Source organism: Streptomyces sp. NPDC007164, assembly GCF_040634135.1.
Classification (GTDB): Bacteria; Actinomycetota; Actinomycetes; order Streptomycetales; family Streptomycetaceae; genus Streptomyces; species Streptomyces sanglieri.
Window position 1 is genome coordinate 305229 of record NZ_JBEYFB010000003.1, and the last position, 22927, is coordinate 328155.

Consider the following 22927-nt stretch of genomic DNA (forward strand, 5'->3'; position numbering starts at 1 on the left):
GATGTACGTCGTTCAAATGTGCGCACCCGGTCCCGAGTTGCCTTGTTAACGTGAACGGACGGTGTGCCTGACGCAAAGTCAGGTGCACCTTTGTCCGTTGTTCGGCCGCGTCATCAAGAAGGGCTTCCACATGGGGAAACCAAACCGTAGAACACGTTTTGCCGCCTGTGCCGTCGCGGCGGGTGCGATGCTTTCCGGCCTCGTCCCGGCGGCCGGTGCCGCCGCCGTTCCGGTGTCCGTCCCGCCGTCCTCGGTGCGGGCCGCCGACGACCCCGTACCGGGCAAGGAGGGAATGCCGGACGACGGGTTCGAGAACGAATCCGAGGGCGAGCAGGACGACTTCGCCGGAACGGGCGCCGCATCCGCATCCGCATCCGCATCCGCATCCGCATCCGCGTCCGGGGCGCCCTCTGCCGCCCCCGGTGTCTCCGCCCTCGCTGCCCCCGTCCCCGGCCGGGCCGCCGACTTCAAGCTGGCGAAGAGCACCGATATCTCCGGTCTCGTCACGAAACTGGACGCCGCGCTGCCCAAGCAGGGTCTCACCGAGCTGATGGAGCAGGCCAATCGGCCCTCCGACTGGGAGGGCGCCTGCGGGACCGCCGGAATCTATGGTTCCGATCTCGCGGTCAACCACCGTGTCTGCTGGCAGAGTGACGACGCCACCTCCTCGGAGTGGGTGCCGCAGGCCATCACCGGTGTCTCGGACGCGCAGGAGGACGAGGACTGGGGCACGTCCAACGCCGAGCCGATCGCGGTGGCCGGTTACGACGCGGAGAACCCGGGCCGCAGCAACTACGCCAAGGACCGCGACAACTGCGTCCAGGACTCCGCGTCGGACGCCTGCAATGAGAAGGGCATCCGGGTCAGCTTCTTCAACCAGGCGACCAAGATGTACCGCCATGTGCTGCTGGTCTGGCCGTACACGAATTCCAAGGACCACATCTCCTTCGACGCGCTGCACGCGAGCGAGGGCAAGTGCACCACCGAGGTGACGTCCTCCTGCGCCGCGCAGAACGGCATCCACGCCGGTGGCATGGTCTGGTACGGCAATTACCTGTACGTCGCCGACACCGCCAACGGCATGCGGGTCTTCGACCTGCGCAAGATCATGGACCTCAACCCGGACAACAAGGCCGACGTCGACGACCCGACGCCGGACGGGCTGGTCAGCAACGTCACGGACAAGAAGCGGGTAGGCCGGCAGAGCAACGTCTGGTACGGCTACGGCTACCGCTACGTCATGCCGCAGGTCGCCACGCTGAAGTTCACCACGGCGAAGAACGGCGGGACCACCAGCGGCAACCAGTGCTACGCCACCGGCCGCCCGAAGGCCTCGTACATCTCGCTGGACCGCACCGACACCGACCACATGGTCCTCGGTGAGTACTGCAACACCAACAACGGCGGCACGAGCCCCGGCCGCGTCGGCACGTACCCGATGACCGCGCTGACCGCCGCCGTCGAGGGCGCCACCGGCACGGCCGCCTCCGCCGACCTGGCCTACGGCCTGCCGACCGGCGCCAAGTTCAACAATGAGGCGCTGTGGCACAAGATCCAGGGCGTCACCCGGTACGAGGGCAAGTGGTACTTCCACCGCAGCAACGGCTACGACAACGGCCGGCTGCTCCAGGCCACGCCGGGCACCGTCGACGGAACGTCCCAGCTCGTCGGCAACGCGAAGACGCTGGAGTCGGCGTTCGGGCCCGAGGACCTCTACCTCGCGCACGGGCGCGGTGACGGCTTCGCCCCGCAGCTGTGGTCGCTGAGCGAGCACGCGCCGAGCAGGTGCGCGGCGTGCAAGCGCGAGGTGTACAGCTACAACATGGGGGAAGTGATCAGCGACTTCGGCTGATCCCCACGACCCCCACGACCCTCACGACACCCATGACCTCCACGCCCCCCATGGCAGGCCCTACAGTCGGAGGCATGGTTTCCGGTGAGGCGCCGCAGGCGGAGGGCAGCGTTCGGGTCGACGTCTGGATCTGGTCGGTCCGGCTGACGAAGACCCGTTCGCAGGCCGCTGCCGCCTGCCGCGCGGGTCATGTGAAGGTCGCCGGCGAGCGGGCCAAGCCCGCCCAGGCGCTCCGCGTCGGCGACGAGGTGCGGCTCCGGCACGCCGGACGCGACCGGATCGTGGTCGTGTCGAAGATCGTCAAGAAGCGGGTCGGTCCTCCGGTGGCGGCGGAGTGCTTCGTCGACAACAGCCCGCCCCCGCCGCCGCGCGAGGCGGCGATCCAGGTGCCGGTACGGGACCGGGGCACGGGCCGCCCGACCAAGCGGGACCGGCGCGAGATGGAGCGGCTGCGCGCGGCCGGCCCGTCGGCCCGTGAGGCCTCGGCCCGCGAGGCCGCACGGGGCGACGGTCCCACACGGTGAGGTCCCGCTACGGCTGGGGCGAGGCGATCGCGCGGGCCGCCGCCACCTCCTGGCGCAGCGGAGCCAGTACGCCCTCCTCGTCGCCCGGAAGTTCGGTGCGCACCTCCACCAGGACCTCGCTGGCCCGTATCCCCTCGGCCAGCTCCCGCAGCTGACGCCGGACCTCCGCCACCTCGGCCGGCGGCGGCTCGGCTGCTCCGTGGTTGACCCGGACCCGGGCCGCCGTCGTCGCGTCCACGATGCGTTCGACCGCGACGACCAGCGGCCACCAGGCCGCGGCCCGGGTGCCGACCGGCGGCGGTTCGGTCAGGGCGCGCTGGAACTCGGAACGTACGACGGACAGGTCGCGGTAGATCCGGCGCCGGGCCCGCACCCGCTCCGCCCGGTCGCCGCCCGGCTCGAACGCGTACGCCACATAGTCGGCGATGTCCGCCACCGCGTCCGCGAGCCGGTGGCCGATCCGTACGTGCCAGCTCTCCGGCCACAGCAGATAGCCCGCCACCAGCACGATCGCGCAGCCGATCAGGCTGTCCAGGAAGCGCGGCCAGACCAGCTGGAAGCCCTGGTGGTTCAGCAGGTCGGACAGGAGCAGGATCACCGGGGTGATGGCCGCGGTCTGGAAGGCGTAGCCCTTCGCGGTGAGCGCCGGGATCAGCGCGGCGAGCACCACCATCACCGGCACGTCCCACCAGCCGATCGGCACCGCGGCGAGCACCGGCGCGGCGATCACGAGCCCGGCCGCCGTGCCCACCGAACGCAGCACGGCCCGCGAGAACACCGAGCCGAAGTCCGGCTTGAGGACGAACGTGACGGTCAGCGCCACCCAGTACGAGCGCGGCACCAGGACCAGCGAGGTCAGCGCCTGGGCCAGACCGATGCACAGGGCGAGCCGCAGCCCGTACCGCCAGGAGGCCCCGGAGAGCAGTACGTCGCGGGTGGCCCGCCGGATCCGTACCCCGAGCACGGCGGGGCGGCCGAGCCGGTCGTCGACGTTGTACGGGTCGGGGTCGGCCTTGTGCACCACGACCGCCGCGTGCCGCAGGGCGCTGTCCACCGCCCGGGTGGCGGGTGAGTCGGGTGCGGGCAGGGTGAGTCCGGGGCGGCCGGTGCGGCTCTCCTCGACGGCGACGGCCAGTTCGCGCACCGCCGCCGGGATCTCGTCGGGGAGCGTGAGCCGGCGCACATGGACGGCGGGGGCCGCCTCGACGAGCGGGATGACGACATTGAGCTGGGCGAGCAGTCGCACCATCGCGTTGCTGCGGCCGTGGTAGCGGGCCCGGCGGGCCAGGATCAGGTCGTACGACGTGTTGAGGGACTGGGTGACGGCCTGGCGCCGCTCCTCGTACGCGTCGGTGCCCGCGGCGGCGAGCAGGTCGGCGACCGCGAGGTAGGTGCCCGCGACCACGACCCGCTCCGGGAGCTTCCGGCGCAGCGGCCAGGCCAGCAGGGTCAGGGTGAGCACGAACAGGCCGCCGACCGTGAGCAGCAGCGGCGCCGCCCACCAGGGGCTCGGCATCGGCAGTCCGGCGCCGACCACCGCGTTGAGCAGGAGCAGCAGCCCGGAGACCGAGGCGACGGCGCCGATCGTCGACATCATCCCGGAGACCAGGCCGACCAGCGTCAGGGCGGCGACGGCCCCCCAGCCGGTGCCGTACACCAGCGTGCCGAGCATGATGCCGAGCGCGCCGAAGAGCTGCGGCACGGCGATGTTGAGGATCCGCATCCGGTACGCGTCGGCGGTGTCGCCGATGACGCCGGAGAGCGCGCCCATGGAGACGAGCGCGCCGTACGCCGGGCGGTCCAGCGCGAAGCCGACGGCGAGCGGCGTCGCCAGGGAGACGGAGGCGCGGGTGACCGCCGCCCACGCGATGGGTGTGGACGACTGCGGGCGCAGTCCGCTCAGCAGCCAGGGGGGTGGTGCCAGCCAGGGGGCCGGCGCCGTCCGCCGCCGTCCGGATCCGGCCTCGGTGTCGGTCAACGCGTCCCCCTGAGTCGTGCGTTCAGCTCTGGTAGCCCTCGACCTCGTCGGCGGGCCGGACCCGTGCCTCGGACGGATCTTCGCCGTACTCGCTCAGCGCCCGGCGCTGTCGCATCAGGTCCCAGCACTGGTCGAGCCGTACTTCAACGGTACGCAGCCGTGCCTTCTCCTCCTCGCTGAGGCCCATTTCGCGGGTCGAGCGGTCGCGCAGGCTCCGTTCCTCGGAGATGAGTCCGCCGATCTCGTCGATGATGTCGTGTTCCCGGTCGTTCATGACGTCTCCTTCGTGGCGGGCAGTGGGCAGTGGGCAGCGGGCAGTGGGCAGTGGGCGGGAGGGGTGCGGGCGGGGGCTCAGAGCACGATGACGGTCTTGCCGCGTGCGCCGCCCGTCCGGTTCCGGTCCAGGGCCTGCGGGGCCTTCTCCAGCGGGAGCTCGATGTCGACGGGCACCCGCAGCACGCCCTCGGCGGCGCCCGCGGCCAGGACGTCGAGCAGCACCGGGGTGGGTTCGAGCCGGAAGTCGATCCCGGTCACGCCCGCGGGCAGGGCGGCCCCGCCGGCGACGCCCCGGGTGGTGAGGGCGATGCCGCCGCCGCGCACCAGGGCGGCGTGCGAGGCGAAGGAGTCCGGGGTGGTGGAGACCAGGTCGACCAGCGCGTCCACGCCGTCCGGGCAGCTCTCCCGTACCGCCGCTTCGAGCGGCCGGTCGGTGACGTCGATGGTGACGGCGGCGCCCAGCTCCGTCATCCGCCCGCGTTCGTCGCCGCGCACGGCGGCGATCACGCGTATGTCGCGGGCCGAGGCGAGCTGGGTCAGATAGCTGCCGACGCCGCCCGCCGCACCGATGATCAGCAGGCTCTCGTGGCCGCGGAACACCGCGGTCTCCAGGATCTGGGCGGCCGCCATCCCGGCGGAGGGCAGCGCGGCCGCGGCCCGCAGCGGGAGGCCGGGCGGCACGACGGTGATGGCGGAGTCCTGCGGTACGGACACGTAGTCGCAGTACGTGCCGCCACCGGCCGCGTTCGGCCGGGCGACCCGGCCGAAGACCTGGTCGCCGACCCGGAACCGGTTCTCGCCGCTGCCGATCATGTCGACCCGGCCCGCGAAGTCCACTCCGACGACCATCGGGAACACCCGGGGTGCCGGACCGTCGTCCGGGGTGCCCTGCGCGGCCTGCCAGTCGGAGGGGTTGAGCGCGGCGTACTCGATTCTGACCCGGACCTCACCGGCCTCCGGCTCGGGCTTGGGTATCTCCACCAGTGCGGGGTCGGCCCGGAACGCGCCGACGGCTATGGCTCGCATGCGGAAGACCTCTCAGTCGCCCCCGATCCGGCAGTCGTCAGAACCACTGTTCCCCGGCCCGCCCGCCGCCGCACGTCGAGCGCCCGCCCCCGCGCGGCCGGGTCAGCCCGTGCCCGGACCCGGCTTTCCCCGGGCCACCCGCAGCCGCACCAGCACCGCGCACAGGGCCACCGCCAGCCCCACCCCGAACACCGTCCACACCGTCGTGCGCAGCGAGCCGGTCAGCGCGTCGTACACCGCCGCCGCCCCCGCCGTCTCGCTGTCCGGCACCTCGGACAGCACCCGGTCACGGGTGTACGCGAGCACCGCGCGCAGCACCAGCGCCCCGAGCGCGAAGCCGAGCCCGGTCACGGCGGTGGCGGAGAGGGCGGCGGGCCAGGAGCGTCTGCGGCCCGGTCCGCCGCCGCGCAGCCAGGCCACGGCCACGGCCAGGACGGCGATCACGAGCGTGGCCACGGCCGGCCGGATGCCGCCGGTGCGCAGCAGGCGGAAGGTGTGGCGCAGCTGGTCGGCGCGGTCGGCGGAGATGAGTGTGATGTCGGTGTGCTGGACCGGGATCCGGTCGGCGAACGGCACCCCGTTCTCCTCCAGGTTCCGTTTGACCTGCTCGGTCACGGGTGCCAGATCGATGGTCACGGCCTCGCCGGTGTTGCCGTCCAGGGCGGCGGTGACGGCCTTGTGGGCGGTGCGGTTGGCGGCGTTCCAGGCGTCCTGGAAGGCGTCGGTGGTGGTGAAGGAGAGCACCGCCTGGCGCAGGAAGTCCCGCACCGTGTCCTGGAGCGGCCCGGCGTCGATCTGCTTCATCGCCCCGTCGGTGATGAGGTCGGTGACGGTGCTCCGCACATCGGGGTCGGAGGCGAGCGGGGCGACCGCGTCGACGTAACGGTCCGTGTTGTCGATCTCCAGATCCACCCAGGCGGACAGCGCGCCGACCGGCACCAGGACGGCCAGCAGCACCACCAGTACCGCCGAGAGACCCGCCGAGAGATACGTCCGCACCCTCCCAGGGAATCCCGCGGACGGGCGGCACGCCCCGGGCCGTACGCCATCCGAGTTGCCGGGCGGCGCGGCCGGGTGTGCCCTGGAAGGAACAGGAGCCACGGAAGGAGAACCCCGCATGTCCACACACGCGGCAACGCCGTCCCGCGGACGGACCCGGCCGAGTTCACACGCACGCGGCCACAGCGCGCTCTCCTGGGCGATCCCCGTCACGCTGGGTGCGGCGTACGGTCTCTACGCCTCGTTCATCCTCCGCAACAACGGCGCGAGCGGCTACCGGCAGTTCTGGTACGGCCTGATCACCGCGGTGGTGCTCGCCGCCCTGTGCTTCGTACTGGGCCGGATCCAGCACACCATGCTGCCCCTGGTGCGGGCGGCGGCCTACGGCGCGCTGACCGCGGCGGCGATCGGCCTGCTGGTCGGGCTGACCGATTCGAGCGTGCTGAGGTCCTCGGCGCTCGGACTCGCGGTCGGCCTGGGGATGTTCATCACCACGTTCTACATCTACTACACGCACGAGGACATCCGCCCCCGCTCCCCTTCCCGTACCTGAACGCGGGCGGCACCCACCCGTGCGTGCCGCCGGCGACCGTCCCGCGCCCCGCCGTCAGCCGTTCGCCGGCGGCGGGGCGCAGGACGTCACCGCGTGCACAGCGGTGGCCCGGGCGAGGTCCGCCGTGACCCGGCCCGTGTCGGTCTTGAGCGTCATCCTTCCCCCTCGGGTGCTCAGCGGTTCCCCGCAGACCGTTCCGTCGGGGGTGGTGACCGAGACGCGGGGGCCCTCCTTGGACGGCCCGTACCAGGTGATCCCCACGGCCGCGATGAGCAGCGCGGCGCAGCAGAGGGTGAGCGGCACGCCCCGTGCGAGGGCCTGGGCGGCGCGCAGGGCCTCGGTGTGGTCCGCGGCGGCGCTGTCGAACCGGAACGCGTCGGCGTCGCCCGCGGACGCCGGCCGGCCGTGGGCGGCACGCAGCAGCGAAAGGCCCCCCGCGCCGCCGCAGAGGAGCGCGAGGAGCAGCACGAGGCCGACGGTGACGGCGTACGGAGCGGCGAGCGAGCCGATGTCGCTGCGGCCCCGGAGCAGGCCGAACCCGACCAGCCCGGCCAGGAGCGCGGCGAGACCGTTGCGCCAGGCCAGCGCGGACTCCCGGACCCGGGGGAGTTCCCGGCGCAGCAGGGCGCGGTGACGGCGGGCCGCGAGCCGGTCGGCCGGGGTCCCGGCCGGTCCCGGTACGGCACGCCAGGTCATCTCCGCTCCCTCTCCAGCAGGATGTTCCAGTACGCTCCGCAGCCCTCCTCGTCGCCGGGCCTGCCCGGGTGCTCGGTCGTGCAGACGCAGAGCACCGGCACCGGGACGGCCCCCGGGCCGGCGCCCCCGGACCGGCCCGCCCGCGGTGCCGCCCGGACGACCGAACGCGTCCAGGTGTAGACCGTCGTGCAGTGGCAGCGCGGACAGGCGCCGGTCAGGACGGCTCCGTCCCCGGTGGTTTCGATGCGCAGGCCGGCGGTGTACGAGGCGGGGTAGCCGGGTTCCGTGACCTCCTCGTACGGGAGGGCGGGCGTGCGGCCCGCACGGGAGGGGTCCGTCGGGTTCCGTGTGTGCGGGGCGGGCTCGGGCATGAGGCGTCTCCCGTGGGTGATGCGGGGCGGGGCGGCGAACGGCAGTGGGTCGCGGGGACGGCGATGGCTCGCGTCCGGGTTCCGATGCTGCCAGAGGGCCGGGCCGTGTTCCGGCGCGGCGGCTCCGGGGCGGGACGCGGTCGGCGGTGCGACGGTGCCGGTCCGCCGCACGGTGCCGGAATCACCGCTGGCCGGAAGGCTGTTGTCCGGATTCTGGTCGATTGTGGGACGTATTCCGGCGGCTGCCGCGAAACGGCCCTGACGACCGGCGTGCGTGGGCATCATGTCCGCAACAGGGCCCCGGGTGGACCCGGGGGCACCACGACTGCCCGAACGGGCGGCGGAGGGAGGGGTGTTGAGCGACACCGACGACGCCGGACCGAGGGGGCGGGCGGCCGACGCGATCCGCCGGGCCGAGGGAGCGCGGGCACTGCCCGCGGCGGTCGCCGAGCCGGCCGGCCCGCAGGGAGCGGAACGTGACGCGCTGATGTCCGAACTCGGAGCCCTCATCGACGAGTTCGCGAGCGGCATGCCGGACGATCCGCTGCGGCAGACGATGACGGTCCGGCTCGGGATGCTGACCGGTTCGCGGTGGGCGGCCGACGGGGAGGAGGCCGACCGGCACGAGGCGATCCGCCTGCTGCGCGGGGCCCGGTCGTCCGGTCTCCTCGTGCCGGACGACCGGCTGGGGGCCGCGCGTGAACTCGTCGCCCTGCTGCTGGGCCCGGCGGTACGCACCACCCTGGGCGGCCCCGACCATGAGATCGGCCTGGACGGGCTTTCGCTGCTGATGCAGTTGGGCAGGCCCGAGAGGCTCGGCGGTGCCGGCATCCTCGAAGCCGTTCCCGAGATCGGCCGGCTGGTGGAGGAGATCGGTGGGCAGACGGGCGGAATTCCGCCCGAGGTGCTCCGGGGACTCTCGATGATGGGTGAGTACGCCGCGGTGGCGGACGGGGGCGATGCCCAGGGCCTGATGGCCATGTGCCAGGCGATGCTCGCCGGTGATCTCGGCCCGGCGATGACCTCCGGCCCGATGGGCTCGGTCCTGCGGGCGGTGGTCCCGCTGGCGCAGGACTACGCACGGAGCCTGTCGGACGGGGGCCCGGCACCGGACGCGGCGGACGAGGGGGCGGCCGTGGTGTCCGGCCGTCCGGCAGAGGAGCCCGGCCCGCGGTCCCGCCCGCAGGAACTGTCCGCGGCCGCGGCCGCCCTGTCGGCACCGGAATCGGCCGACGCGATCGACAGCTGGCGCGACAGCCTGGCCCTGCTCATCGAGATGAACCGGCCGGGCATGCTCTCCAAGCAGGAAATCGCCGAGCTGATGGGCAGGCTGGGCGACCCCGGGCAGGGGGCGGATCCCGGCGATCAGGTCCTGGCCGCGTTCGGCTCGATGGGGCTCGGGCTGCGCAGCGGCCGTCCGGAGCACTTCCAGGAGTCGTTGCGGTTGATCCGCGAGGCCGTGACGGCGTCCGGACCCGACGACACCCTGGCCTGGATGGCGCGGGGCGCGCTGCCCGGCATCCTGATCGGCGCCATGCTGACCGGCGGGAGCCTCCAGGACCTCCAGGAGGCGCGCGCCCTCCTGGACGAGTCGCTGCTTCCCGGCGGGGGACTGGCCGGGACCATGCCCGACCTGCCGGGCTCGGCCGGATTGCTGCTGACGGCCCGGTGCCTGCAGATCCAGATGCGGGTGACCGAGGCGATCGAGGCCGGTGACACGGAGACGCTCGAAGCGTTCGTGGGAGACCTCCTCGACCTCGTGGACGACTGCGACGACGGGTGGTTGTTCCTCCCGCTCTACGAACTGGGCTTGGTCCATCTCGCTCTTGCCTCGCTCACCGGCAGCGTCGACTCGCTGCGCAGCGCGGTGCACTACCAGGAGCAGGCGCTGACGTGTCCGGGCGCACCGCAGATCGCACAGCCGCTGCTCGACATGAGCTGGGCGCCGTTGCTGACCCTCAACTCCTTCCTGGAGCCCTCCGTCGACCGCATCCAGGAAGGCATCCGGCGCACCCGGGCGACCCTGCGGGGCGTTCCCGTCATGGCCGATCAGCGGGTGCGGGCACGGAGCGCGATCGGGCTGGCCCTCGACGCGGTGTACGGCCTGACCGGGGAGCCGTCCGTCCTGGACGAGATGATCACCGAACTGGAGTGCACCGAGGAGGAGTTGGGGCAGGCGAGCGGGGCATCGGCCGCCGCCGTGCACTGGCAGCTGGCCGACGCGTACGGGCGGCGGGCCGCCCACGAGGGGGCCGATCTGGCCAGGGCGGTCGAGTGCGCCCGGAGTTCGCTGCGCACCACCGCCGACGACGTACTGCTCCAGCAGGGCGTCCAGCACGGCCTCCAGGTCGCCAGGACCGGTGCCAGCCGTGCGCTGGCCGCCGCCGGCTGGGCGGTCCGCGCCGGGCGGCCCGAGGACGCGGTGGCCTGCCTGGAGGAGGGGCGGGCACTGGTCCTCGGGGCGGCGGCCGTCTCGGCCACGGTCGCCGAACGGCTGGCGGAGCGCGGTGAGCACGAACTGGCCGGCCAGTGGCGCCGGGACGCTCCCCCGGCGGCCACCGCCCTCCGTGCGCGGGGCGGCCGGTCCGAGCTGGCGGAGTCCGTGCTGGGCGCCTCGTTCGGCAGCCCGGAGCTGCCGAGCACCCTGCGCCGCCGGGCTCTGGAACTGCTGCGCCCCGCCGACGGGGAGGACGCCCCCGCGCGGATTCCCGACGTGCCCGAGCTGATCGCCGCCGTCGGGCGGGCGGGGACCGACGCGCTGGTGTACCTCCTGCCGGGGCAGGGCGGCGGGGACGGCTCAGCCGTGCTGCTGGTCCCGGGGCAGCCGCCCCGGTCGCTGCCGCTGCCCGGCCTGTCGGCCGGCGGCCGGGCCCCGCTCGACGGCTATCTGGACGCCGCCGCCCAGCACGCCACGGCCCGGCGCGGACAGCAGCGCTGGGAGGCGGCGCTGGACGCTCTCTGCGTCTGGGCGGGCGAGGCCGTGATGGGCCCGGTGCTCGACGAACTCGCCCTGTGGGAAAGGGGACTCGCGGAGTCCGGCCTGGCGGGCGGCCCCGTGCCCGGACCCGCGCCGCGACCGGTCCGGCTGACCCTGATCGCCTGCGGGAACCTCGGTGTGGTGCCCTGGCAGGCGGCCCTGCTCACGGTTCCCCCGGCACTCGTGCACGGACCGGCGCCGGACACCCGTCCCACCACGGTCCGGGCGTGTGAGCTGGCCGTCCTCTCGTACGCCGCGTCCGGACGGGAGTTCGCGCGGTCGGCCGGCCGGGAACGGCTGCCGGCCGACCGGGGACAGGCGCTGGTGTGCGTCCCCGGCTGGGACCTGGAGAGTGCCGAGGACGAGGTGCTGGCCCTGGCCGACACCTACTACCCGGACGCCGCCCTGTACGGATCCCTGATGACCCGCGACCTGACCCCACAACCGCCCGAGGGAACCCCGGACGAGGTGCTGGCACTGCTGGGGGCGGGGCCCGGACGGAACACCGGGCGCGTCGCCCTCGTACACCTGGCCTGCCACGGGATGGCGGGCTCCGACCCCACCGCCTCCGCGCTGGAACTCGGCTGGCCCGAGGGCGCGGAACCGGAGGCGGGCAGGCTCACGGTCACCACCCTGCTGGACACACCGCTCGACCGTGCGGAGGGGACGGGCGGCCCCCTGGTCGTGCTCAGCGCCTGCGAGACGGACCTCAGCGCCCGCGACCACGACGAGGCGCTGACGCTGACCACGGCCCTGGCGCACCGGCTGGCCGCCGATGTGGTGGGCTCCCGCTGGGCCGTGCCGGACGTGGCCTCCTCGGTACTGATGACCGTCTTCCACGACCGCCTCGGTGCCGGGCTGGCCCCGCCGGACGCGTTGCGGGCCGCCCAGCGCTGGATGCTGGCGCCGCCCGGCCGGCGCGACCGCGTGCGCGGTCTGACGCCCGAACTCCGCCGCGCGGCCGACGAACTGGACCTGTCGGTGCCGTTCGCCTGGGCCGCCTTCATCCACCAGGGCAACCCGGGACCGTCCGGCCACGGCGGCGCTCCCGGCCGGAACACGCCCGCCTCGTGAAAGGAGAAGCACGGAGATGACCCCTGACGCGTTCCTTTCCCTGCTCCGGACGCACTGGCCGATGACGCTCGCCGCCCTCGACGGCGGCCGGCGCGCACGGCTGCGCGACGGTCTGAACGACCTCGCGGCGGCCGGCGACCGCAAGGCCGTCGAACGGGCCCTGCGCACCCTGCGGATGCAACTGCGCTCGCTGCCCCCGGACCACCCGGTGGCCCGGGAACTGAGCGGCACGGTCCGCTACGTGGACGCCCCGCCCGCCCCGACCGTCGACCGGGCACTGCTCGGCCAACTGCTCGACGTGTTCGCCGACCCTCCGCCCGGCCCCGCGGACCTGCTCCGGGCCGCCCACGAGCGGCTGTGGCGGACCCCGGCACTGGGTCCGGCGGAACTCGCCCCGGAAACCGCGGACGACCCCGAGGCCGCCGGTCTCATCAGACTGACCCACCCCGGGTCCGGCGACCGGTATCCCCGGTTCCAGTTCGTCCCGGGCACGGCCGAACCACAGCCGGTGGTACGTCGCGTCAACCACATCCTGATGGCCGACAAGGACCCCTGGGGCGCCGCGGACTGGTGGCTGGGCGGCAACGGCCGGCTGGCCGGCATCCCGGCCGAACTCCTCGGCGAGGTCCCCGACGAGGACCTCGCACAGGCCGCACTCGAACTGGTGGCGGGCTGCTGATGGACCGGATTCCGCCCACCGGCGTCTCCATGCGGCCCCTGCTGAGGGTCCTGCCCGAAGGAACCGAACTCTGGCGCTGCCACCAGAACGAATTCGGCCCGGAGTCCTTCAACCCCAACCCCGCCCACCCCTACTTCGGCGGCAGCCGGTTCGACGCCACCGAGCAGGATCCCTACCCCTTCCTCTACGCCGCGCTCGACCCGGTCACCGCGCTCTGCGAAGTCCTGCTGCGCTCGGTGGACTTCGAGGACCGTACGGCCGTACGGCTGGTGCCGTGGGCGCAGGCGTCCCGGTACACGCTCTCCGCACTGCGCACCCCCCGCGCGCTGTCGCTCGTCGAACTGGCCACGGCCGAGGGCCTGGCAGCCGTCTGGCAGGACTCCTGGCTGGTCGACTCCGAGGCCGGGGACTATCCGAAGACCCGCTACTGGGTCCGGCTGATCCGTGAGCACGCCTGCGAAGTGAACGGCCTGGCCTGGGAGTCGAAGCGGTGCCGGCCCAGGAACGTCCTGCAGCTCTTCGGCGACCGCTGCGGGGAGAACCCGCTGGACACCGTCCCGGACCGGAGCCTGCGGCTCGACTCCCCCGAGGGCGTGGCCGAGGCGAACCGGCTGCTCAACCCGCTCCGGGCGGTGATCTCGTCGCCGTGGCCGGAGTGACGCCCGGCTCGTACGGGCCGGGGTGACGCCCAGCTCGTGCGGGCCGGGTGAGGCCCAGCTCGTACGGGCCGCCGGGGCGCCGGGCCGCCGGGGCGCCGGGCCGCCTGGCCGTCAGGGTCCGTCCCCCGTGATGCGAACGGTGCAGGCGACCCGGTGGCCCAGCTGGAGGCGGTCGCCGTGCCGCAGCCGGTGCCGTTCACCGGGCAGGAGGTGGGCGCCGTTCACCCAGGTGCCGTTCACGGTTCCGTCGCTCTCCTCGGTGACCCAGACCGAGCCGTCCGGGTCGGCGGTCACCCGGGCGTGCCGGCGGGACACGGTGGTCAGTTCCGCGAAGGCACCGGACAGGCCGGGGGCCCAGTCCGTGTCCCTGCCGAGCCTCAGCGGTTCCCCGGGGCGGACGGGCAGCGACAGGGCCAGGGTGTCGAAGTGCAGCACCACCCGGGCGCCGGGCGGTGTCGTTCCGTCGCGCCCGTCGCGCCCGCCTCCCCTGCCGCCGATCCGGGCCAGGCAGCGTGGGCAGTGCCGCGTCCCGGGCGGCACGAGAGCCGCACAGCCGGGGCAGCGCACCCCGGCGGCGGTGTCCGGGGGCGGCGGGAGCGGTCCGCGCACCCCCTCGTCCAGGACGGGTTCCCAGTCGTCGTACCCGTCGTACCCGTCGTACCCGTCGTCCCGGTCCCCGCCGGCGCCCGGGACCGGTGCGGTCATCGCTGACCCGGCACGAGGCCGGGGGACGTGTCGATGCGGATCTCCACCCGGCCGTCGTCGCGCTCGTGGACCTCCCGCACCGACACGGTCCAGCCCGCACCGATCGCCGGGTCGGCGAACAGGGCGCGGGCCAGCGGGTTGATCAGGTGCGTCTCCAGCGTCATGCCGATGCCCCGGCCACCGTTCCACTGGTCGTGGGTGCAGTACTCGGTCAGCTGGGCCCGTGCGTGCGGGGAGAGTTCGAGGGCGATGCTGTGCTCGGCCAGCAGCTGGCGCCGGATGTTGTCGATCTGGAGTTTCATGATCCGTTCGGCCACCTCGCCGGAGATGAAGTCGAAGACCACCACATTGCCGCCGAGCCGGTTCATCAGCTCGGGCCGGCCGATGACGTGCTCGAAGTGACGCTTCACGTTCAGCCGCACGGTCCGGGCCAGTTCCCGGTACGGGGTTCCCGGACGGACGATCCACTCCCGTTCCTCGGTCTGCGGATCGGTGCGCTGCACCCCCAGATTGGAGGTGAAGATCAGCACGCACTCGCTGAAGTACGTGGTGACGCCCTGCCCGTCGGTGAGCCTGCCGTCCTCCAGCACCTGGAGGAACTTGTCGAGGACTCCCTTGTCGGCCTTCTCGATCTCGTCGAACAGGATCACCCGGAACGGATTGCCGCGCACCGCGGTCGTCAGCTCTCCGCCCGCCTCGTACCCCACGTATCCGGGCGGGGCTCCCACCAGACGGTCCGCCGAGTGCGAGGACGAGAACTCGCTCATGTCGAAGCGCAGGTACGCCTGGTCGCTGTCGAACAGCACCGAGGCGACGGCCTTGGCCAGTTCGGTCTTGCCCGTGCCGGTGGGGCCCGCGAAGAACAGCACACCGCGCGGCCGGTGGCCCGGGTTGGTGGCCTGGGAGCCCGAGAGCCCCATCGCGGCCCGTTTGAGGATGTCCAGCGTCATGGAGACGGCCGCCTCCTGCCCGATCACCCGCTCCGGAACGGTGCGTTCGCCCGCGATGATCCGCTGCCGGATCTCGTCGCGCCGCCACGGGTTCTTCTCCACCCCCAGCCGGTACATCCGCACCGCGTCGGGCATGGCGGCGAACGGAATGCCCCGGGAGAGAGCCAGGTCGAGGGACTGCCGCATGGCCCGCAGCGGCAGCCCGGTGGACGCCCGTGCGAAGGCGTCCACCGGGTCCTTGCCCGCCGCCTCGCGGGCGGTGCGGTCCCCGTCGCCGTCCGGTCCGGTGTGCTCGTGCCGCAGGAGCGCGGCCATCCGCCTGCGCTCGTCGGCGTCCGGGTCGGGCACCGCGATGGTGCGGATGCGTTCGCTCCCGGAGACCAGCCAGTTCGGCAGGTCCCGTTCGCCCTCGGTGAGCCAGATGACCGGGTTGAACAGCGGTGCGGCGCCGCGGCTCGCGGAGGGCGACAGCACGCCCGGCGGCAGCGGGAGCGGCGCGGCCTCCTCGGCGAGCTTGAGGCAGGCCACGAAGAAGTCGCGTTCGGAATCGGTGAGCCGGGTGACATCGGTGGTGAGCCGGGCGGCGTGCTCGACGAGCAGGGCGACCCGGAGGGGCTCCTGCGGCCGGCCGTTGCCGTGGCCGGCGCGCCGGTACTCGGCCCAGCCCGTGACGATGCCGTGGAGCAGCGGTTCGGTCTCCATGAGGACCGGCGGGCGGTGCTGGTCCCGGCCGCCGGACCGCCGGGTGGCGTGCAGCAGTTCCTCGACCATCAGCTGTTCGGGGCCCGTGACGACGCGGAAGCCCCGGATCTGGTCGTAGCGGATCAGCGCCTGGTACCCCAGGCCGCGCAGGGCGTTCCACACGACCTCCACCAACCGGTGGTGGTCGTCCCGGGACCCGTGACGCACCAGGTGGAGGTCCTGGATGTTGCCGTGCAGGACGTACTGGGAGTGCACGCCCAGCGTGCCCGTCAGCTCCTCGACGAACAGCGGCACCGCGCGGTCCGGCCCGTGCCGGTCCGTGTCGTCCCGGACCTTGGCGAACCGGTCGCCGTGGTCCGGGCGGTGCGTACGGTCCTCGTGGAACCGGGTGTCCTCGATGCCGTGGGTGTCCACGCGCTTCCTCCGCATCCTCGATCGTGTTCACGTTGCCCGCGGCGGGGCGGTGGCCCGGGTCAGCGGCCGTCGGGCCGGGCCGTGCGGTGACCGGGCCGGTCGTCGCTCCGGCGCCGGTGCTCCTCGTGCGCCCTCCCCCGTGCGTCCGGCCGGGCGTCCGCGGTGTCCTCGTCGAGGACGAGGACACCCTGCTCGCCCCGGGTTCCGGGTACGGTGCCGCTCTCCTCGAAGGCGAAGTCCAGCTCGACGCCGAGCTGTTGTGCGATGCCCCGCAGCTGTTCCAGGTGGCCGTCGGCCTCGTGGCACCGTTCGTCGTCCAGGGCGAGCGCGGCGGCGTCGCGCGCACCGGGCCCTTCGCGGCGCATGGTGGCCACCCGCGCGTGCTCGCCGTCCAGGGCGATGCGCAGCCAGTGCTCGGCGCCCCAGCCCGGTGGCGTCCAGTCGAAACGGACGAGCCGGCCGTGCGGGTGCGATGAGGTGGCCGGCCGGGTGTCGAAGCGGTCCGTGCCGGAGATCGCGAGCCGCAGCATCCGTTCGACGTACCGGCGCTCCAGCTCTGCCAGCCGCTCCGACACCCGGTCGTCCACCTGGCGCTGCTCATGGGGTTCCAGCCGGCGGCCCTCGTCGAGCACCCGGCGCAGCAGCGCGGTCTCGGCGGGGGCCGGCGGCAGCGGGTCCGTGCCCTGCGGGGCGGTGGTCTCCAGGAAGTGGAGCTGTGCGGCGGCCCGTTCCTCGGCGGCCCGGCGGGCCCGTACGGCACGGTTGGTGGCGGCGACGAAGCGGCGCGCCTCGCGCAGGTGGGTACGGGCCTTGAGCGGGCGGGTCGCGGCGGCGGCGAGCGCGTGCCGCACCGCGGCCGCGGCCGGTTCGGCGTCCTCGGCCGTGGCGGCCACGTCGAGCCGGGCGAGCAGCTCGGCCCCGATCCGCACGGCGTCCTCGGGCCGCAGTTCCTCGGCGGCGGGCGGCCGCGGCAGGGCCTCGTCCTCCCGGCGGGACGCGGAGGGGTCCGCGTCCCGCGCGGCGTCCGGCCGCGACCGGTGCTCGTCCAGCACCGAGGCGCGCCGGGCCCGCAGTTCACGCTGCCAGGCGTCGTCCCGCGGAGCGGTGAAGGCGTTCCGGTTCTCCCGCAGGACCCATTCGGCGTGCGCGGCCTCGGCGTGCCGCATCCGGTCGTCCAGCACGGCCAGCCGCTCACGCAGCCGGGCCAGTGGCATGCCCACCGGGGTGAGGGGCCCGGGGAGGCCGGGCGCCGGCGGCGGTGGAGCGCCGGGCGGGGCCGCCCGCGCGGCCCGCCGTATCCGTGCGAGCAGTGCCGCCCGCCGCGCGTTCGCCCGGGTGGCGGCGAAGGCGGCGACCTCCCACTGCCGGGCCGCGGTGGCGGACGCCTCCTGCCGTCGTTCGAGACACGCCTGTTCCTCGGCGGCCCGTACGGCCGCCGCCGCGAGCACCTGGGTGGTGACGAGGGCGGCCCGTCCGGCCAGCAGCGCCCCGCTGAGCGCTCCCAGGGCGACGGCCGCCGGGGCGAGGAGCTCGTGCAGACCGTGGGCCGCCGCGTCGGTCAGGTGCCCGGCGGCCTGGTGGGCCGCGTCCGCGACCCCCGGCACATGGGCGACATCGGGGTGCGCGAAGGTCTGGGCGTGCGAGACGAGATCGCCGACCGGCTGGGCGGCCGGCGCGTAGTCGACCACGGGGAGCACCTCGCCGATCGTGGGCAGGGCGGTTCCTACGCTCATCGGTCTCCTCCACGTGGCGGCGGACGGTGCGTCCGGTACAGGGGCGCCGGGCCCGTGGGTACGACGCCCCGCGGACGGCCGGTGCGGTCCATGGCCCGCCGGGCGCGCAGCCGGCTCAGCTCCAGACGCCAGGAGACCGCGCGGCGCACCGTCCAGACGGCGAGTGCCACGACGGTGCCGATCGGCCAGACCCACGGGGCGACGGTGACCGCGTAGATCCCCAGGGCCGCCGCCCCGGCCAGCAGCGCGGCCGACGGCAGCAGGGTGCGCAGACCGCGGGACCGGGCGAACCGGGCGGGGCGTTCCGACGTGGCGATCAGCCGCCCGGCGAGCGAGCGCCGGGGGTGGTAGTGGGGCGGGCCGATGAACGCGGCGGCGGACAGCTCCAGGGCGAACACCGCGGCGGCGGCGGGCAGGGCCTGCGCCCAGGCGAGTACGACCGCCTGCTGGGAGGCCCGCCCGAGGACGTCGGCGAGGCCGATCACGAACCCCCACGGCATGGTGGCCAGGGTGGCGCCGAGCAACGCCCAGCCCAGCATCGCCGGGCGCTCCAGCCGGCGCAGCCAGACCAGGGTGGCGTCCTGGTCGGCGGCCAGCAGCCGGGCTGCCTCGGCCTCGGCCAGCTCCGTGTGGCGTGCCGCGGCCTCGTCGGCGGCGACGCCGGCCAGCAGCCGTGCGGCGATCAGCCGCAGGAGGTCGTCGGGATCGGCGAGGAGGCGGTTGTACCAGTCGACGGGTGCGGCCAGGCCGGCCCGCGCCGTGCCGGCTCCCCGTGTCAGTTCCGCCGCGACCCGCCCCGGTTCGTGGGCGAGGCGCAGCAGCATCGCGTCGACGGTGTCGGTGCGGCGCAGCCGGGCGCGTGCGGAGCCGCGGTCGCGGGGGCCGCCGCGCGACAGGATCTCGTCCGTCAGCGGCCGCCAGGCGGCCCGGTGCGCCTGCCACCGCCGGTGGACCTCGTCGAGCCCGGCGCCGCCCGGACGTTCGGCGAGCAGGGGCAGCAGCTCGTGCCGGTGGAGGTCGGTCAGTACCGCGCGGGCCTCGGTGTCGCCGTCCGCGACCGCCTCGGCCAGCCGCCGGATGCCCAGGGTGTCGAGGGGTACCCCGTGGTGGGACACCTCCAGCCGCGGGCCCAGCCAGTTGATCAGCTGTGTGGTGGTCCGGGCGTCCGGTGGTTCGGCGAGCTCCGTGCGCAGGGCGGCGAGCCGTTCGTTCTCCTCGGCGCCGCGGCCCGGCGCATCGGTGAACTGGCCCAGCCAATCGACCAGTTCGGCCCGCCGGCTCCGGCGGCCCAGCAGCCGTGCGGTGGCCAGGCGGTTGACGTCCAGGAGGCGGGCCAGCTCCTCGGCGCCGGTGACCTCCCGGCCCATGAAGGGGAAGGGGAGCAGCGTGCGCCGGGGCGGGAGGTCGCGCAGCGCGGCGCCGGAGGTGCGGGGCGCGACCGGCGGGGAGTCCCCCCGCAGCCAGGCCGCCACCTGTTCGCCGCCCCAGCGGTGCTCGGGGGCGCGGGTGAGCAGGCCGTGACAGAGCATCAGCAGGCGGGGGTCGGTGACCAGGGGCAGTTCGGGGTCGTGGGTGGCGACCTCGGTGAGCACCTCCTCGTCGCCGCGGAAGTCGATCGGGTGGCTGCCGCCGGCCAGTTCGGCGACGACCATGCCGAACGACCACCAGTCGACGGCGGGGGTCACCGCCTGCCGGTGCGGGGCCGCCTCCGGCGCCAGGTAGAGCGGTTTGCCCACCCAGCCGCGCCGGCGCGGCCGGTCGTGCTGGGGCTCGTGCACCGCCGCGCCGAAGTCGATCAGCACCAGTTCGGGTCGGTCCTCGTTCTGGATCCGCACCATGATGTTGTCGGGTGTCACGTCGCGGTGCACGATGTCCCGCGCGTGCACCGCGACCAGCGCCGCGTGGAGCTGTTCCACGACGGCCCGGACCAGGGCGGGCGGCAGCGGTCCGGGATGGTCGGCCCGGTAGCGGGCGAGGTCGGTCTCGCCGTACGAGAGGGTCAGTTCGTAGGGGTGGCCGTCGGCGGTGCCGCTCTCCAGCAGCCCGGCGACCGGTCCGCCCGGCCCGCCCGGCCCTTCGGCCAGGACGCGGCGGACGCCGGGGTCGGGGCCGAACCGGTGGTGGTACCACTTCAGCACGAGGGGGACATCGGCGGGCGCGTGCCGGGCCTCCCGGTCCTTGACCCGCAGCACCACGGCCTGGGACGGCCGTTGGACGCTGCTCAGCACCTGGGTGAGGTCGAAGCGTGCGCCCAGCGCGGCCGGTACCCGGTCCAGCCCCCTGCGGGTCTCCGCGTCACGCGGATCGCGGTGGCCGGTCCCGGCCTCGTCGACCTCGGCCTCGACCTCCGTGGGCGGCGGAACAGTCATGCGGCACCCCTTCCGGTGACGGGGCCGGGCCGGGCGGCGACGGTGGCCGTGCCGCCCGGCCGGACAAGGTTGTGGCGACGGCCTCCCGCGCGCGGACGGGCGGGCATATCGTGTCGGCCATGAGCCAGGAGACCCATCCCTCCTCGTCCGCTCCAGAGCCCCTCGGGCCCATGTCCTCGGAGGCATCGCCCGCTTCCGGCACGGCGGGGCCGCCCGGCGGGCCGCCCCGTGCCGGAGGCAGGGTGCTTCCGCCGCTGCCCGGTGCCGAACGGCTGGCCGCGGAGCTGCGGGCGCTGCGCAGACCGGGTCTGTCCGGCCTGCGCACCCTGCGGCCCGAGGCCCTGGTCAGAGTGGCCGTCGCCGCAGGTCTGTGCGGGGGTTCCGGTGACGAGGCCGCCGGAGTGGAGATGCTGCTGAAGGCCGGGGTGCGGCATCTCGGCGGCCGTACCCTCTCCGCCGACGGCACCCGGGGCGACCCCCTCGCCAGGGCGGCGGCCCACACCTTCGGGCTGCTGCCGGACTGGCGCGGTGTCTCGGGCCAGGAGCGCCGCAAGGCCGCGGCGGCCGTCTACGGCGTCACGTCCGAACGCTTCCGCAAGAGCCAGGAGCAGGAGGTGATCGCGGAACTGGCGCTCGCGGTACTGACGGTGGCCCGGTCGGCCATCGCCGGACCGCCCCCGCCGGACACGGCCGGTCCGGAAGGGGCACCCCCGTCCGTGCGGACACCGGACCCGGTGCCCGACCCGCCGACCCGGCTGACCGGACCACCGCTGCCGGCCGCCGCCGTGCACCGCGTCACCGTGCACGTCGCGTCGATCGAACTGCTGCGGGACATCGACATCCTGGTGTCCTCGGAGAACATCTACCTGGAGATGTCCAAGACGTTCCGCTCCACCGTGTCCGGATCGCTGCGCAGGGCCGCCGCGATACGTGACGAGGCCGGCGAGACGGTCGACGACGTCCTCGCCCGTGAACTGGTCGAGTGGATGCGGGCACACGGCCGGTCCGGGCTCCCGGTGCGCCCCGGCACCGTGGTCCCGACCTCGCCGGGAGCCCTCGCCGAGCGCGGTGTGCGCCGCATCCACCACGCGGCCGTCGCTTCCCCCACGAGCGACGGACACGGCTATCGGGTCGATCCGCACGTCCTCGCGGAGGCGGTCTCGGCCAGCTTCCGACTGGCCCGCGCGGAACGCGACAGGTACGACCCGCCGCTCTCCTCGCTCTGCTTCCCGCTGCTCGGCGCGGGGCACGGACTGCCGCCGGAGAAGGCGGCGCGCTGGCTGTGCTGGGCCGTCCACGAGGAGCTGAGCCGCGATCCGTCCTGGACGGTGCACCTGGTGGCCCAGCGCCCCGAGCTGGCGAAACTGCTCACGGCCGCCAGCTCCGCTCCCTGAGTCGTAGCCCACGCTCTCTCAACCACCTTTCGAGATACAGGAGTTCACCCCTGCGCGGTACGCCGAGAAGCCGTACCGCGGGAGGTTTCGCCGGCCCTCCGGACACCTGGGCCGGCTCCACGACGATCTGTACCGCCGGCCCGTCCGCCTCCCGGTCCAGGTGCGGCGCGTACCGGACCCGGCCGAGGCCGGTGCACGGCGTCAGCCGCTGGTTCGCCGAGCCGCGCCACACCAGCCCGGTCGGTTCGGCGACCCGGAAGCGCCCGGTCACCACCGCGTCCGCGGACGCCAGGGCGGTACGCCGGACGGTGTCCAGCTCGGACTCCTCGTAGCCCGTGTAGACCAGCAGGTCGGCGGGGAGCCCGTCGTCGGTCGTACCGGGGCGGGTCCACGCGGAACGCAGCCGGGCGGCGCCCCGGAGCAGCTCGGCCAGGGCCGCGGGCTGGGCGAGCGGTTCGCCACCGCTCACCGTCATGCCCGCCGCACCGCGGCCGAGCGCGGACCGCCACAGCTCCAACAGCGTCTCCACGTCCACGGATTCACCGGCCTCGGCATCCCAGGTGTGCCGTGACATGCAGCCGGGGCACGCCAGCGGACAGCCCTGCAGCCAGATGCCCAGCCGTCGGCCCGGCCCCAGCGTCTCCAGCGGGAAGTGCGTCCCGCTGACCCTGATCCGCATCCGCCCTCCCCCCTTCCCGCTTCCTGCCGGGCCGTCCGCTCCGGCGGTGCCGAGCGGGCGCCGCCGGAGACGTCCTCGAAATCGAGTATCGAGGCAGGGGCCGGGCCGCGGCACATTTCTTCCGGTGGATTTCCGGGCGTTTCCGGGTGGCGTCCGGTTGCTTCCCGGGCCGATTCCGGATGTGTTCCGGGAAATGCCCGCAGAGCCGAATGCGCGGTCGAAAGGCCGGGAATTTCCCTTGTCCGGTCGGCTACGCTCCGTTCCCCGATTCAGCTTCGGGGCCCTTCCGGCGAGCACGCCAGGAGCGGGTGCGGTGG

The 22927-nt window shown here is 74.2% G+C and carries 18 protein-coding genes; 7 read left to right on the forward strand and 11 right to left on the reverse strand.

All coding sequences use genetic code 11. The features are described from left to right. The first annotated feature begins 187 nt into the window (after positions 1–187). Both ABZ622_RS08000 and ABZ622_RS08005 read left to right on the forward strand, forming a co-directional pair. A complete protein-coding gene (locus ABZ622_RS08000) occupies positions 188–1852 on the forward strand; it encodes a hypothetical protein (protein WP_360541488.1) in 1665 nt (554 codons plus the stop codon). A gap of 74 nt (positions 1853–1926) precedes the next feature. Next, the gene (locus ABZ622_RS08005; protein WP_360541490.1) at positions 1927–2376 is read left to right on the forward strand and encodes an RNA-binding S4 domain-containing protein; all 450 of its coding nucleotides are present in this window, start codon (positions 1927–1929) and stop codon (positions 2374–2376) included. 7 nt (positions 2377–2383) lie between these two features. Here ABZ622_RS08005 and ABZ622_RS08010 read toward each other — a convergent pair whose 3' ends face one another. The 4 genes from ABZ622_RS08010 to ABZ622_RS08025 form a co-directional block, all read right to left on the reverse strand. After that, positions 2384–4300 (reverse strand): FUSC family protein, encoded by a 1917-nt coding sequence (locus ABZ622_RS08010; RefSeq protein ID WP_360541649.1) that lies wholly within the window; start codon positions 4298–4300, stop codon positions 2384–2386. Positions 4301–4376: 76 nt separating this feature from the next. Further along, positions 4377–4628 carry a DUF2630 family protein gene (locus ABZ622_RS08015; protein WP_360541492.1) on the reverse strand — a complete coding sequence of 84 codons (252 nt, stop codon included), beginning with the start codon at positions 4626–4628 and terminating at the stop codon, positions 4377–4379. A 77-nt stretch (positions 4629–4705) separates the two neighbouring features. After that, a complete protein-coding gene (locus ABZ622_RS08020) occupies positions 4706–5656 on the reverse strand; it encodes an NADP-dependent oxidoreductase (protein WP_360541494.1) in 951 nt (316 codons plus the stop codon). Between the two features lie 102 nt (positions 5657–5758). Further along, the gene (locus ABZ622_RS08025) at positions 5759–6655 is read right to left on the reverse strand and encodes a hypothetical protein (protein WP_360541496.1); all 897 of its coding nucleotides are present in this window, start codon (positions 6653–6655) and stop codon (positions 5759–5761) included. A 118-nt stretch (positions 6656–6773) separates the two neighbouring features. Between ABZ622_RS08025 and ABZ622_RS08030 the strand changes: the two genes are divergently transcribed. Beyond that, positions 6774–7208, forward strand: a complete 435-nt coding sequence (locus tag ABZ622_RS08030) for a hypothetical protein (protein ID WP_360541498.1) — start codon at positions 6774–6776, stop codon at positions 7206–7208. Positions 7209–7262: 54 nt separating this feature from the next. Here the strand turns inward: ABZ622_RS08030 and ABZ622_RS08035 are convergent, their stop codons facing one another. Both ABZ622_RS08035 and ABZ622_RS08040 read right to left on the reverse strand, forming a co-directional pair. Continuing rightward, positions 7263–7904: a hypothetical protein gene (locus ABZ622_RS08035; protein WP_360541500.1), complete on the reverse strand. Its 642-nt coding sequence runs from the start codon at positions 7902–7904 to the stop codon at positions 7263–7265. Further along, a complete protein-coding gene (locus ABZ622_RS08040; RefSeq protein ID WP_360541502.1) occupies positions 7901–8275 on the reverse strand; it encodes a hypothetical protein in 375 nt (124 codons plus the stop codon). Before ABZ622_RS08040 ends, ABZ622_RS08035 begins: the two co-directional genes overlap by 4 nt. Before the next feature lie 355 nt (positions 8276–8630). Between ABZ622_RS08040 and ABZ622_RS08045 the strand changes: the two genes are divergently transcribed. The 3 genes from ABZ622_RS08045 to ABZ622_RS08055 are packed head-to-tail and all read left to right on the forward strand — an operon-like array spanning position 8631 to position 13664. After that, a complete protein-coding gene (locus ABZ622_RS08045; RefSeq protein ID WP_360541504.1) occupies positions 8631–12326 on the forward strand; it encodes a CHAT domain-containing protein in 3696 nt (1231 codons plus the stop codon). Between the two features lie 16 nt (positions 12327–12342). Further along, positions 12343–13005: a hypothetical protein gene (locus ABZ622_RS08050; protein WP_360541506.1), complete on the forward strand. Its 663-nt coding sequence runs from the start codon at positions 12343–12345 to the stop codon at positions 13003–13005. Beyond that, positions 13005–13664 (forward strand): RES family NAD+ phosphorylase, encoded by a 660-nt coding sequence (locus tag ABZ622_RS08055; protein ID WP_360541508.1) that lies wholly within the window; start codon positions 13005–13007, stop codon positions 13662–13664. Before ABZ622_RS08050 ends, ABZ622_RS08055 begins: the two co-directional genes overlap by 1 nt. 111 nt (positions 13665–13775) lie before the next feature. On the opposite strand, the gene ABZ622_RS08060 is transcribed toward ABZ622_RS08055, so the two are convergent. From ABZ622_RS08060 to ABZ622_RS08075, 4 genes are read right to left on the reverse strand one after another with little or no spacing between them, the layout of a single operon-like run. Next, complete coding sequence (locus ABZ622_RS08060) at positions 13776–14369, reverse strand: FHA domain-containing protein (RefSeq protein WP_360541510.1); 594 nt, start codon at positions 14367–14369, stop codon at positions 13776–13778. After that, the gene (locus ABZ622_RS08065; RefSeq protein ID WP_360541512.1) at positions 14366–16435 is read right to left on the reverse strand and encodes an AAA family ATPase; all 2070 of its coding nucleotides are present in this window, start codon (positions 16433–16435) and stop codon (positions 14366–14368) included. The genes ABZ622_RS08060 and ABZ622_RS08065 overlap by 4 nt, the downstream gene beginning before the upstream one ends. Before the next feature lie 59 nt (positions 16436–16494). After that, complete coding sequence (locus ABZ622_RS08070; protein WP_360541514.1) at positions 16495–18168, reverse strand: hypothetical protein; 1674 nt, start codon at positions 18166–18168, stop codon at positions 16495–16497. Next, positions 18165–20537: a protein kinase gene (locus tag ABZ622_RS08075; RefSeq protein ID WP_360541516.1), complete on the reverse strand. Its 2373-nt coding sequence runs from the start codon at positions 20535–20537 to the stop codon at positions 18165–18167. Before ABZ622_RS08075 ends, ABZ622_RS08070 begins: the two co-directional genes overlap by 4 nt. Before the next feature lie 119 nt (positions 20538–20656). On the opposite strand from ABZ622_RS08075, the gene ABZ622_RS08080 reads away from it, so the two are divergent. Beyond that, positions 20657–21931 (forward strand): Appr-1-p processing protein, encoded by a 1275-nt coding sequence (locus ABZ622_RS08080; RefSeq protein WP_360541518.1) that lies wholly within the window; start codon positions 20657–20659, stop codon positions 21929–21931. On the opposite strand, the gene ABZ622_RS08085 is transcribed toward ABZ622_RS08080, so the two are convergent. Next, a complete protein-coding gene (locus ABZ622_RS08085; protein WP_360541520.1) occupies positions 21906–22610 on the reverse strand; it encodes a 4Fe-4S single cluster domain-containing protein in 705 nt (234 codons plus the stop codon). The two genes, ABZ622_RS08080 and ABZ622_RS08085, sit on opposite strands and share 26 nt — an antisense overlap. Positions 22611–22927: the final 317 nt, after the last annotated feature.

What these genes read in the sequence shown, in the direction of transcription:
- ABZ622_RS08000 (WP_360541488.1), top strand. Translation starts at nt 188, where the DNA reads ATGCTTTCCGGCCTCGTCCCGGCGGCCGGTGCCGCCGCCGTTCCGGTG.
- ABZ622_RS08005 (WP_360541490.1), top strand. Translation starts at nt 1,927, where the DNA reads ATGGTTTCCGGTGAGGCGCCGCAGGCGGAGGGCAGCGTTCGGGTCGAC.
- ABZ622_RS08015 (WP_360541492.1), bottom strand. Translation starts at nt 4,628, where the DNA reads ATGAACGACCGGGAACACGACATCATCGACGAGATCGGCGGACTCATC.
- ABZ622_RS08020 (WP_360541494.1), bottom strand. Translation starts at nt 5,656, where the DNA reads ATGCGAGCCATAGCCGTCGGCGCGTTCCGGGCCGACCCCGCACTGGTG.
- ABZ622_RS08030 (WP_360541498.1), top strand. Translation starts at nt 6,774, where the DNA reads ATGTCCACACACGCGGCAACGCCGTCCCGCGGACGGACCCGGCCGAGT.
- ABZ622_RS08035 (WP_360541500.1), bottom strand. Translation starts at nt 7,904, where the DNA reads ATGACCTGGCGTGCCGTACCGGGACCGGCCGGGACCCCGGCCGACCGG.
- ABZ622_RS08040 (WP_360541502.1), bottom strand. Translation starts at nt 8,275, where the DNA reads ATGCCCGAGCCCGCCCCGCACACACGGAACCCGACGGACCCCTCCCGT.
- ABZ622_RS08050 (WP_360541506.1), top strand. Translation starts at nt 12,343, where the DNA reads ATGACCCCTGACGCGTTCCTTTCCCTGCTCCGGACGCACTGGCCGATG.
- ABZ622_RS08055 (WP_360541508.1), top strand. Translation starts at nt 13,005, where the DNA reads ATGGACCGGATTCCGCCCACCGGCGTCTCCATGCGGCCCCTGCTGAGG.
- ABZ622_RS08060 (WP_360541510.1), bottom strand. Translation starts at nt 14,369, where the DNA reads ATGACCGCACCGGTCCCGGGCGCCGGCGGGGACCGGGACGACGGGTAC.
- ABZ622_RS08070 (WP_360541514.1), bottom strand. Translation starts at nt 18,168, where the DNA reads ATGAGCGTAGGAACCGCCCTGCCCACGATCGGCGAGGTGCTCCCCGTG.
- ABZ622_RS08075 (WP_360541516.1), bottom strand. Translation starts at nt 20,537, where the DNA reads ATGACTGTTCCGCCGCCCACGGAGGTCGAGGCCGAGGTCGACGAGGCC.
- ABZ622_RS08080 (WP_360541518.1), top strand. Translation starts at nt 20,657, where the DNA reads ATGAGCCAGGAGACCCATCCCTCCTCGTCCGCTCCAGAGCCCCTCGGG.
- ABZ622_RS08085 (WP_360541520.1), bottom strand. Translation starts at nt 22,610, where the DNA reads ATGCGGATCAGGGTCAGCGGGACGCACTTCCCGCTGGAGACGCTGGGG.